The following is an 11,301-nucleotide window of genomic DNA, read 5'->3' on the forward strand; positions in this document are numbered from 1 at the left end:
GCGGGGGACCTTTGCTATCGCTCTCCAAAAGAGAGTGACAGCAAAGGTCCCCCGCTCCCGCGACAGGACCCGAGCGCTACTTCCGCTTGATCATGCTCCGCACCTTCTTGATGGTCTGCTCGAAGTCGGAGTCGAACGGGTTGTCGTGCACCAGGTAGGTCCACGTCGTGTTCGCCCGCCGTACTCCCGCGTCACCGAGGTCGATCCCGTTCTCGGTGATCTCGGCCTCCTCGAGCGTCTTCGCCGCCCGCTCGGCCGCCTCCGGGATGATCTTGTGGAACTCGGGGATCGCCGCGCGGTGGAACTCGTCGATCGGCGTCTCCCGCGCCAGCGCCCGCAGGTGGATGCTCTCCCGCACGTCCGTCAGGAACGCCAGGTGGTCCGACCACAGCTGGTCGATGTGGAACAGCAGCACCTCACGGCTCAGCTGTTCGACGCGAGCTTCGTCGTCGACAGCCTCCGAGAGCTCCTTGAACTTCTCCGGATGCGCCTTCTCCAGCACCTCCGCCGCGTGCGCGGTCCGCAGCACCTTGTCCCGGTGCTCCAGCAGTTCGCCGCGCTGCCGTTCGATCAGCCGCGTGTAGCGCCAGGTGTTCCGGTGGATCTCCAGGTCGACACCCTCGGCGACACGCTGCGCGTGGTTGATCTGCCGCAGCGCCGCCGGGTCGACGATCTCGCCGCTGCCCACGTCGGAGCTGATGCCCTCGGGGATGTCCGGCGCGTTCGACAGCACGAGTTCGTCGTTCAGGCTGGCGAAGAACACCGCGCTGCCCGGGTCGCCCTGCCGCCCGGACCGGCCGCGCAGCTGGCCGTCCAGCCTGCTCGATGGGTAGCGGGCGGTGCCGATCACGTGCAGTCCGCCCAGCTCGACGACCTCGTCGCGGCCGTCGCCGTCCTTGCCGCCCAGCCGGATGTCGGTGCCTCGACCGGCCATCTGGGTCGAAACGGTGACAGCGCCCTTCTTGCCGGCGTCGGCGATGATCTCGGCTTCCTCGGCGTCGTTGCGCGCGTTGAGCACGACGCACTCGAGCTCGACCTTCGCCAGCTTCTCGGCCAGCTCCTCCGATTCGGCGACGTCCTGGGTGCCGACGAGGATCGGCCGCCCGCTCTCGTGCACCCGCCGGATCTCCTCCTCGATCGCGCGCAGCTTCTGCGACGGCGATCCGAAGATCCTGTCCTCCTGGTCTTCGCGGATGTTCGGCGTGTTCGGCGGGATGACCGCGACCTCGAGCTTGTAGAACTCGCGCAGCTGCTCGGCGACCGCGACCGCGGTACCGGTCATGCCCGCGACCTCGGGGTAGCGCGCGAGCAGCGCCTGCACGGTGATCGAGTCGAGGATCTCGCCCCGGTCGGTCGCCTTGACCTGCTCCTTCGCCTCGACGGCGGCCTGGAGGCCGTCCGGCCAGCGCTGGAGTTCGGCGACGCGGCCGCGTGCGGCGTTGATCAGCTGCACCTTGCCGTCACGCACGAGGTAGTCGACGTCGCGGGTGAGCAGCGCGTGCGCGTGCAGCGCCACGTTCACCGCGGGCAGCCGGTCCGAACCCGTGTCGTCGTAAAGGTTGATGTCGTCGCCGAGGGCCTTCTCGACCACCGAAGCGCCCGCCTTGGTCAGCCAGGCGTTGCGGCCGTCGGCGTCGGTCTCGTAGTGCAGCCCGAGCCGCAGCCGCCGGACGATGTTCGCGACCTCTTCGTCGGCGTCGGTGTGGTCGATCGACCCCGCCATCACCAACGGCACGCGCGCCTCGTCGACCAGCACGGAGTCCGCCTCGTCGACGATCGCCACCTCGGGATCGCGCTGGACCAGGTCCTCCTCGCGCGTCACCAGGCGGTCGCGCAGCACGTCGAAGCCGATCTCGCTGACGGCGCCGTACGTGACTTCCTTCGCGTACGCCTCGCGGCGCTCGTCGCGGGAGTGAGCGGGCTCGATCCAGCCGACGGAGACGCCGAGCAGGTCGTAGATCGGGCCCATCCACTCCGCGTCACGGCGGGCGAGGTAGTCGTTCACCGTGACGACGTGGACGTTCTTGCCGCGCAGGGCGTACCCGGCGCCTGCCAGCGCACCGGCCAGCGTCTTGCCCTCACCGGTCTCCATCTGCACGATGTGTCCGCTGAGCAGGCCCATCGTGCCCAGCAGCTGGACGTCGAAGGCGCGTTCGCCCAGCGCCCGCCGAGCGGCCTCACGGCCGAGCGCGCAGACCTCGACCAGCTGGTCGTTGCCGAAGGTCGTGGCGTCCCGAAGCTTGCCGGCCCGCTCTGTCAGCTCCTCGTCGGAGAGCTTCTCCAACTCGGGCTCGAGCTTCTCGATGGCCGGCAGCAGCGCTTCGTAGCGGGTCAGCTCGACGCTGCCCGGCCGCTGGATGATCCGGCGCAGCTTCTTGCCCACCCGGCTGATCAGTGCTGCCACCCCTGTGCTCCCGTCTGTATCTTCTGCCGTCCGCACCCGTAATCACCAACGCAGTGGTGGTGCGGCCGAGTTCCGCGGCCGATGGCACGATCCAACCGTGTCCACTCATGTCAGCGCCAGGTCCCGTGCCCGTCGATTCGCCGCGATCTCGCTGTCCGGCCTGCTCGCCGTCACTTTCGCCGCGTGCTCGTCGGGAGAGGGCAGAACCCAGCCGCCGCCTCCGGCGACCGAGTCGCATGCTCCGTCCGGCCAGGTGCCCGCAGGACTCGAGAAGTTCTACGGACAGAGTCTGACCTGGGCCGACTGTGCACCCTACGCGACATCCGATGACGCAAAAGCGGCGTTTCGAGTGAAGGACGCACAGTGCGCCCGGCTGACCGTCCCGCTCGACTACGCGAAGCCTGAAGGCGACTCGATCACCCTCGGCCTCCTGCGCCGGAAGGCACTGGAAACCGACGAAAGGATTGGCTCGCTCGTGGTCAACCCGGGTGGCCCCGGTGCCTCCGGCATGCAGGCCGCGGCCGGCCTCGCGTCCCGGACCGCGACGAACGAGCTGGGCAAACGCTTCGACGTGGTCGGATTCGACCCGCGGGGCATCGGTGCGAGCCAGCCGCAGATCCGTTGCCTGACCGACGCCGAACGCGACGCGGACCGGGCGGACGACAGCGAGACGGACGGCTCACCCGAAGGGGTGAAAAAGCAGGAAGCCGAGTCTCAGGACTTCGCGACCAGGTGCGCTCAGCGGACCGAACACGGCGCCTCGATGCTCGCGAACGTGGGTACCCGCGACGTCGTCAAGGACATGGACATCCTGCGTTCGGTTCTCGGCGATCCGAAGCTGAGCTACATCGGCTACTCGTACGGAACGAGGATCGGATCCGCCTACGCGGAGGCGTTCCCGACGAACGTCCGCGCGCTGGTGCTCGACGGGGCCGTCGACCCGGAGCAGGACGCGGTGGAATCGCTGGTCGCGCAGGGGCAGGGCTTCGGCAAGGCGTTCGGCGAGTTCTCCAACTGGTGCGCCGCGCGGGAGGACTGCGCGCTCGGACGCGACGCCGCGGGCGTGACGAAGGCGTTCCAGGACCTGCTGCGGCCACTGATCGACTTCCCCGTCCCGGTCAGCGACGGCCGGAAACTGTCGTACGAGGACGCGACCACCGGCGTGATCCAGGCCCTCTACCAGGAAGATCTCTGGGAACCGCTGAACACCGCGCTCAACGAACTGAAGCGCCAGCGCGGCGACGGCCTGGAAAAACTGGCCGACCTCTACAACGAACGCGGCGCCGACGGCCGCTACGGGACGACGCAGGACGCGTTCGTCGCGATCCGGTGCGTCGACGATCCGCGGGTCACCGATCCGGCGAAGATCCTGGACGCGCAGAAGCGGTACGCGCAGGCGGCGCCGTTCCTCGACGACGGCAAGCCGGACGGTTCCGCGCGCGACGCCTGCGCCTTCTGGCCGGTGTCGAACACCTCGGAGCCGCACCAGCCCAACGTCGAAGGCCTGCCGAAGACGCTGGTCATCTCGACGACGAACGACCCGGCGACCCCCTACCAAGCGGGCGTGAACCTCGCGAAAGCGATCAAGGGAGCTTTGCTGACGTTCGAGGGGAACCAGCACACGGTGTTCCTCCAAGGCGTCTCGTGTGTCGACCAGATCGGCATCAAGTACCTGGTGGACGGCACCGTGCCGGACGAGGGCACTCGCTGCGAGGCCAAGTAACGAGTTCGGCGCGAACGCCCGTGACCGGCCGGGACGCTGCGAAGATCGCGAGATGAGCCTTCGCCGCGTCCCGGCCACGCTCGCCGTCGTCGTGCTCGTCGCTTCGTGCACGACGCCGCAGCCCGCGCCGCCGGTGCCGCCGACGACTTCGGTGTCGCCGACTCCGGACCCGAAGGCGCTCGAAAAATTCACCGGGCAGAAGCTCGCGTGGCGCGCGTGCGAGGACAAAGCGTTCGACTGCGCGAAGCTCACCGTTCCGCTCGACTACCTGAAACCGGACGGCGAAACGATCTCGATCGGCGTCCTCCGGCACAAGGCGAAGAAGACCGATCAGCGGATCGGGTCGCTCGTGGTCAACCCCGGCGGGCCCGGCGGCTCGGGTGTGTCAGCAGCGGCGCGTATCGCGAAGTCCCGCCCCGCGGCGACGCTGGCCGCGCGGTTCGACATCGTCGGATTCGACCCGCGCGGCGTCGGGACCAGCGAACCGAAGCTCGTCTGTCTCACCGACGCCGAACGTGACGCGGACCGCGCGGAGGACTCGGAAAGCGACACGACTCCGAGCGGGATGGCGAAGCAACTCGCCGACGCCAGGGCGTACGCCGCGAAGTGCGCCGAGCGCACGAAGCACGGCCAGGAGCTACTCACCAACATCGGTACCAGGGACGTCGTCCGCGACCTCGACGTCCTCCGCGCGGCCCTCGGCGACGAAAAACTCACCTACCTGGGCTTTTCGTACGGCACCCAGATCGGGACCGCCTATGCCGAGGCTTATCCGGACAAGGTGCGGGCGCTGCTCCTCGACGGTGCGGTCGATCCCGAACTCGACACCGCCGAATCGCTGGTCATGCAGATGGCAGGCTTCCAGAACACGTTCACCGAATTCGGCAAGTGGTGCGCCGCCCGCGCCGACTGCGCGCTCGGTCGCGACGCCGGCGCGGTGACGAAGGCGTTCCAGGACCTGGTCCAGCCGCTGATCACCAAGCCGGTTCCCGCCGGGAACCGTGAGCTTTCGTTCGAGGACGCCATCACCGGCACCAGCGCCGCGCTGTACTCGCAGGACGCGTGGAAGTTCCTCAACGAAGGGTTCGCCGAGCTCAAGCGGGGGAGCGGCAAAACCCTGGTCGCGCTCGCCGACAATTACTACGGCCGCGAGCCGGACGGCCGGTACACCGGGATCCTCGACGTCTACTTCGCGGTCCGCTGCGTCGACAGCACGCGGATCACCGACCGGCGCGTCATCGACGGCGCTCACGAGCGGATGCTCCGGAGCGCGCCGTTCCTCGACGGCGGCACCCCGGACATGAGCGAACTCGACATCTGCTCGGTCTGGCCGGTGCCCGCCACCTCCGAGGTCCACAAGCCGGACATCGACGGCCTGCCGCGGCCGCTGATCATCTCGACCACCGATGACCCGGCGACCCCATACGCGTCCGGCGTGAACCTGGCACGAGACCTCAAGGGAGCTTTGCTCACGTTCGAGGGCGCGCAGCACACCGTCTTCCTCGACGGCAACCAGTGCGTCGACGGCGCAGGCAACGCGTACCTGATCGACGGCGAATTGCCCGCCCCCGACACCCGCTGCACCTAGCGGGGGAGCAAGGGACCTTTGCTATCGCCACCCCCGCTGACCTGGCCTTTCACCCGTCGGGAGAGCAGGGGACCTTTGCTATCGCCCGCCCCCGACGACCACCGCGTTATGCCTGGTCAACGCCAGTTCCAGCATCACCGCGAAGTCCTCCGGCCTCGTCGGCGGCACCTGCACCCACACCCGCATCAGCCGCCGCGGCTCGTCCTTCGAAATCCACAGCTTCACGAACACGTCCGACTGGATCTCCGGCACGATCCCGCCGATCACCGCGGCCGGCACCTTCGCGCCGATCCGGAACGAGTCGGTGTCCTGCACCCGCTCCCACCGCTCGCCCTTCAGCTCGGTCGCCCCGGTCAGCAGCCGCCGAAGCCCGCCTTCAGCTCCGAGCATCGCCTGCGGCGTGTACGGCGCCGAAGCAGGAATCACGCGCTCCACGCCAGGCCCACTGAGCGTGATCTCCGAACCGGACAGCCGGTACTTGACCTTCATCCGTTCGAAGTCGTCCTGCAGATCGGCATTACCGACCGCGCCACCCTCGAGACTGATCTCGCCGTCGAGCCCGCGCACCGGCAGCCCGGTGACCACGCCGTTCACCCCGAGGGCGAATCGCACGCTGCGCAAAGAGGTGAGGGAGTCGGCCGCCGCGCTCACGAATTCCGGCGCGGCGGGCAACGGGGGTGACCCCGCGCAGCCGCCGATGAGCCCGATCGAGAGCAGCAGCGCCGGCACGAGATGACGGCAGCGCATGCTGAGACCCTATGGCCTTGGCCCGAATCTTTCGCACAGTGTCCTTCCAGCCGCTTCCGCCGGGAGCCGTCGCCGATGACGCTGTACCCGTGCAACCTCAGACCCGGCTCCACCGCGCGTGGTTCGTCGCCGCCGCCGCATTCATCGCCCTGCTCGCCGCCGCCGGATTCCGCGCGGCCCCCGGCGTGCTCATCGACCCGCTCCACAACGAATTCGGCTGGTCACGCGCGACGATCGCGTCGGCCGTCTCCGTGAACCTCGTGCTCTACGGCCTCTTCTCGCCCTTCGCGGCAGCTCTCATGGAGCGCTTCGGCATGCGACGCGTCGCCTCGACGGCGTTGTTCGTCGTCGCGATCGGCGCGGGCGGCACGGTGTTCATGAGCGCGAGCTGGCAGCTCATCCTCTGCTGGGGTGTCCTGGTCGGCGTCGGCACCGGCTCGATGGCGATGAGTTTCGCCGCGACGGTCGCCGCCCGCTGGTTCGTCCGCAGCCGCGGCGTCGTCACCGGCGTCCTCACCGCGGCGGGCGCCACCGGCCAGCTGATCTTCCTCCCGATCGTGGCGAACCTCGCCATCGACGAAGGCTGGCGGACGGCCTCGCTCGTCATCGCCATCGCCGCGCTGGCCGTCATCCCCGTCGTCCTTCTGGTGGTCCGCGATCACCCGTCCGACGTCGGTACGACCGCGTACGGCGCCGAACCCGGCGAAGTCGCACCACCAGCCCGTACGGGTGGTTCAGCCCGCCGAGCACTCTCGGTCCTCGGCTCGGCAGCACGCACGAAGACGTTCTGGCTGCTCGCAGCCGGCTTCGCGATCTGCGGCGCCACGACGAACGGCCTGGTCAGCACCCACTTCGTCCCCGCCGCGCACGACCACGGCATGCCGCAGACCACCGCCGCCGGCCTGCTCGCCCTCGTCGGGATCTTCGACGTCGTCGGCACGATCGCCTCCGGCTGGCTCACCGACCGGGTCGACCCGCGCATCCTGCTCGGCGTCTACTACGCCCTTCGTGGCGTTTCGCTCGCACTACTTCCGCAGCTGTTGAGCGGATCGGTGGAACCGAGCATGTGGGCGTTCATCGTCTTCTACGGCCTCGATTGGGTGGCGACGGTCCCACCGACGGTCGCGCTCTGCGTCCGCCAGTTCGGCGCCGCCGGGCCGATCGTCTTCGGCTGGGTCTTCGCCAGTCACCAGCTCGGCGCGGGTCTCGCGGCCTTCGGTGCCGGAGCGATCCGCGACTCTTCGGGCAGCTACGCGCTCGCTTGGTACATCGCGGCGGGCCTCGCGGTGCTCGCTTCGGTCGCTTCGCTGGCGATCACGAAGGCGGCCAAGCCCGAGCCGGTTCTGGTGGGGTGACCCACCACTTCCGGTCGTACGGCGCGTCGCGAAACATGTCGTTAACACGTTCTCGTTAGGGTGCGGCCATGGATCGCCAGCAGGAGTTCGTGCTCCGTACCTTGGAAGAGCGCGACATCCGTTTCGTCAGGCTCTGGTTCACGGATGTGCTGGGGTTTCTCAAATCCGTCGCCGTGGCTCCCGCCGAGCTCGAGGGCGCCTTCAGCGAAGGGATCGGCTTCGACGGATCGGCCATCGAAGGGTTCGCGCGCGTCTACGAATCCGACATGGTCGCGAAGCCCGACCCGGCCACGTTCCAGGTCCTGCCCTGGGAGACCCCCGAGGGCGGACCGTATTCGGCGCGCATGTTCTGCGACATCGCGATGCCGGACGGCTCCCCGTCCTGGGCGGACCCCAGGCACGTCCTGCGCAGGCAGCTCTCGAAGGCGGCCGAAGCGGGCTTCACCTGCTACGTCCACCCCGAGATCGAGTTCTTCCTGCTCGCGAGCCTGCCGGACGACGGCAGTGAGCCCGAGCCCGCGGACAACGGCGGGTACTTCGACCAGGCCAGCCACGCGACCGCGACGCACTTCCGCCGCCACGCCATCGAGACGCTCGAGGCGATGGGGATCTCGGTCGAATTCAGCCATCACGAGGGCGCGCCCGGTCAGCAGGAGATCGACCTCCGGTACGCCGACGCGCTGACCATGGCCGACAACGTGATGACCTTCCGTTACGTCGTCAAGGAGGTCGCGCTCACCCAGGGGGTGCGCGCCACCTTCATGCCGAAGCCGTTCACCAACCAGCCGGGCTCCGGGATGCACACCCACGTGAGCCTGTTCGAGGGTGACCGCAACGCCTTCTACGACGCCGAAGACCCATACGAGTTGTCAGCGACCGGTAAAGCTTTCGTGGCGGGGTTGTTGCATCACGCGAAAGAGATCTCGGCGGTCACCAACCAGTGGGTGAACTCCTACAAACGGCTGATCAGTGGCAGTGAGGCCCCGACGACCGTCTCGTGGGGCCGGGCCAACCGCTCCGCGCTGGTCCGGGTCCCGATGTACTCCCCGGGCAAGGCGTCGTCACGCCGCGTGGAGATCCGCACGCTCGACTCGGCCTGCAACCCCTATCTGGCTTACTCGGTCATCCTGGCCGCCGGTCTCAAGGGCATCGAGAAGGGCTACGAGCTGCCGCCTCCCGCCGAGGACAACATCTGGCAGCTGTCCGACGCCGAACGCCGTGCGGCCGGATACGCCCAGCTCCCGCAGAACCTCGGGGAAGCCTTGTCCGAGATGGAGAAATCGGAACTTCTGCCCGAAGCGCTCGGGGAGCACGTTTACGACTTCTTCCTGCGCAACAAACGTGTTGAATGGGATAACTACCGCAGCGCGGTGACCCCGTACGAACTGCGGACCTTGCTTCCGGTGCTCTAGAAGGAGACCTGATGGTGCGGCGACCGGTGTTCCGAATCCTGACGACACTGGTCGCCGTGACCATCACGGCGAGTGCCGCACCAGCGGCATCCGCCACCGGGAGACCTCTCGATCTCGACGCCGCCGACATTCCCGCGCTCCAGGCGCGCATGTCCGCCGGGCGACTGACGGCAGTAGGTCTGACCTCGGCTTATCTCGATCGCATCCGCAAGGTCGACGGGAAGGTGAACGCGGTCATCGCGGTCAACCCGGCCGCGATCGCGCAAGCCGCGGAGAGTGACATCCGTCGTCGGGCAGGCAAGACACGAGGCCCTCTCGACGGCATCCCGATCCTGGTGAAGGACAACGTCGACACCCGGTCGATGCAGACGACCGCCGGCTCCCGAGCCCTGCGCAGCAAGCCCGCGAAAGACGCGACCTTGATCCGCCGTCTGCGTGACGCGGGCGCGGTGGTCCTCGGCAAGGCGAACCTGTCCGAATGGGCGAACTTCCGCGCCGCCAAACCCACTTCCGGGTGGTCCGGCGTCGGCGGGCAGACGAACAACCCGTACGTCCTCGACCGCAACCCTTGTGGGTCATCCGCCGGATCCGCCGCGGGAGTGGCCGCGTCACTCGCCCAGGTCGCGATCGGCAGCGAGACCGACGGCTCGATCGTCTGCCCGGCCGGGATGACCTCGACCGTGGGGCACAAACCAAGCCTCGGCCTGGTCAGCCGCACCGGTGTGGTGCCGATCTCGGCCGAACAGGACACCGCCGGCCCGATCGCCAGGAACGTCGTCGACGTCGCGCTGACCTTGTCCGCGCTGCAGGGCCGCGACCCGAGCGACCCGGCCACCGCCAAGTACCCGCCGAACCAGCCGACCGACTACGCCGCGCACCTCCGGCCCGGCGTCCTGAAGGGCTCCCGCATCGGACTCTGGCGCCTGCCGATCCTCGGCCCGGACGTCGACAACGTGATGACGCGAACCAGGAATTCGCTGGTCAAGGCCGGTGCCGAAGTCGTCGAGGTGACGCCGCCGTACCAGGCGAGGCTCGGTGAACTGGAGTTCCCGGCGCTGCTCACGGAGTTTCACCGCGACATCGACCGCTATTTGGCCACGCGCCCCGAAGGCCCGCGCGACCTCGCCGCGCTGATCGCCTACAACGAGTCCGACCCGCTGGAGCAGACCTGTTTCGCCGGACAGGAACTCTTCGAGCAGGCACTCGCCGCGCCCGGTCCGTCTGACCCCGGCTATCTGGCGATGCGTCGCGAGCTGACCGACCTGGCGAAACGCTCGATCGACGAGACCGTCGCGAAGTACCGCCTCGACGCGATCGCCGCACCCACCAACCCGCCCGCATGGAAGACCGACTGCAAAACCGGCGACAACGACGTGATCCCGTCGTCGACGCCCGCCGCGGTCGCGGGGTACCCGGCAGTGACCGTGCCGGCCGGGTTCGTCGGCGAGCTCCCGGTCGGGGTCTCGTTCATGGCGGGGCAGTGGACGGACGCCCGGATGCTCGCCTACGCGGCCGATTTCGAACGCGTCGTCCCCGCCCGCGAACCGCCTCGCTACCTGAAGACCGTCGGATGACGGGGGTTCACACCGGCTGACCTGCGGCGATGTCGTTAAGTGACCCCCCTGTTTTCGGGGGGTTCCGGGGCATGTAATCTTCTCTTCGTCGCCAAGAACACCGGGCCACCGGGGCCGAAAAGCCCCAGGCCAGGAACACGGGCCGAGCGGGTTGACACCGCGAACCGGACCAGGTAATGTTCAGCGTCGGCCCACGAGAGGCCGCCGACCCCCTACAAGTAAGACCGTAGGATTCGGCATGCTCGACCAAAAGCTTGTGAATATCGCTTTGAAACAAAGCGTGTTGCTTGAGAACTCAACAGTGTGCTAGTGAACTAAGCCAGTAGAGCTTATGTATTAAGAACCTCGTTTGAGGTTCCTTTGAGTGCATTAAATTTGCCTCGATCAAATTTGACATTGTTGGAGAGTTTGATCCTGGCTCAGGACGAACGCTGGCGGCGTGCTTAACACATGCAAGTCGAACGATGAAGCCTTCGGGTGGATTAGTGGCGAACGGGT

At 68.0% G+C, this 11,301-nt stretch carries 7 protein-coding genes and 1 rRNA gene; 6 read left to right on the forward strand and 2 right to left on the reverse strand.

Translation table 11 applies throughout. The features are described 5' to 3' along the window. Window positions 1-76: 76 nt before the first annotated feature. Complete coding sequence (gene secA2, locus ACLARN_RS37235; protein ID WP_409496178.1) at window positions 77-2,404, reverse strand: accessory Sec system translocase SecA2; 2,328 nt, start codon at window positions 2,402-2,404, stop codon at window positions 77-79. Window positions 2,405-2,555: 151 nt separating this feature from the next. Between secA2 and ACLARN_RS37240 the strand changes: the two genes are divergently transcribed. Then, window positions 2,556-4,127, forward strand: coding sequence for an alpha/beta hydrolase (locus tag ACLARN_RS37240; RefSeq protein WP_409496187.1), 1,572 nt, complete (start codon window positions 2,556-2,558; stop codon window positions 4,125-4,127). A 52-nt stretch (window positions 4,128-4,179) separates the two neighbouring features. Beyond that, on the forward strand, window positions 4,180-5,715 hold the full coding sequence (locus tag ACLARN_RS37245; RefSeq protein ID WP_409496179.1) for an alpha/beta hydrolase: 1,536 nt from the start codon (window positions 4,180-4,182) through the stop codon (window positions 5,713-5,715). A 78-nt stretch (window positions 5,716-5,793) separates the two neighbouring features. Here the strand turns inward: ACLARN_RS37245 and ACLARN_RS37250 are convergent, their stop codons facing one another. Then, window positions 5,794-6,462, reverse strand: a complete 669-nt coding sequence (locus ACLARN_RS37250; RefSeq protein WP_409496180.1) for an LppX_LprAFG lipoprotein — start codon at window positions 6,460-6,462, stop codon at window positions 5,794-5,796. A gap of 89 nt (window positions 6,463-6,551) precedes the next feature. Here ACLARN_RS37250 and ACLARN_RS37255 point away from each other — a divergent pair, with 89 nt between their 5' ends. From ACLARN_RS37255 to ACLARN_RS37270, 4 genes are all read left to right on the forward strand, one after another. Next, window positions 6,552-7,817, forward strand: coding sequence for an MFS transporter (locus ACLARN_RS37255; protein WP_409496181.1), 1,266 nt, complete (start codon window positions 6,552-6,554; stop codon window positions 7,815-7,817). Window positions 7,818-7,885: 68 nt separating this feature from the next. Continuing rightward, window positions 7,886-9,229: a type I glutamate--ammonia ligase gene (glnA, locus tag ACLARN_RS37260; RefSeq protein ID WP_409496182.1), complete on the forward strand. Its 1,344-nt coding sequence runs from the start codon at window positions 7,886-7,888 to the stop codon at window positions 9,227-9,229. 11 nt (window positions 9,230-9,240) lie between these two features. Then, window positions 9,241-10,803: an amidase gene (locus tag ACLARN_RS37265; protein WP_409496183.1), complete on the forward strand. Its 1,563-nt coding sequence runs from the start codon at window positions 9,241-9,243 to the stop codon at window positions 10,801-10,803. Between the two features lie 396 nt (window positions 10,804-11,199). Next, window positions 11,200-11,301: ribosomal RNA gene (locus tag ACLARN_RS37270) — 16S ribosomal RNA — on the forward strand; the annotation flags it as partial.

This window comes from Amycolatopsis sp. cmx-11-12 (genome assembly GCF_046269425.1).
GTDB lineage: Bacteria > Actinomycetota > Actinomycetes > Mycobacteriales > Pseudonocardiaceae > Amycolatopsis.